Source organism: Pseudomonas sp. UM16 (assembly GCF_050312595.1).
Taxonomy (GTDB): domain Bacteria; phylum Pseudomonadota; class Gammaproteobacteria; order Pseudomonadales; family Pseudomonadaceae; genus Aquipseudomonas.
On record NZ_JBNPJT010000066.1, the window covers coordinates 1 to 469 of the forward strand.

A 469-nucleotide genomic window follows, 5' to 3' on the forward strand; every position below is an offset into this window, starting at 1 on the left:
AATTTTCGCATGAGCCCGAATTGTTGGGTTGGACAATTCGGGCGCGTAATTACAATACGTTTGTAGCTAATTGCATGTTTGCATTTATGTTTGTCTTGATAGCCATAGTGTCGTATTCCGTGTATTTGGATCCCGCGCCGGGTGAGGGGGTGCTGACTCGAGTGATAGTCAGTCTTTGCTTTTTTTTAATTATTACACTTACAATTTCCAGTATGACTCATCAGCGAATGAATTTTGCTTATCGCTTCACCCGATCTGGAGTGGAATATTGCAAGTGGAAAGATTTTCCGGAGTGGGTTCTAAAGTTTTTAAAATGGGTTGCAGGGATAACGGCGATTTTTTTTATCTTCATGGCAACCATTGATCCGTCATTCTTGCTCGGCGCGCTGATAGGTCCCGGTGGCGTGGGTTTGACGTACCTTTCGATGGCCTACTCAAAGAGCTATCGGGAAATGCATACCGAATATCA

The 469-nt window shown here is 43.9% G+C and carries 1 pseudogene; it reads left to right on the forward strand.

Annotated features, from left to right (window positions below):
* Window positions 1–227: 227 nt before the first annotated feature.
* A pseudogene (locus ACQRAX_RS25575) lies at window positions 228–469 on the forward strand (hypothetical protein); the annotation flags it as partial.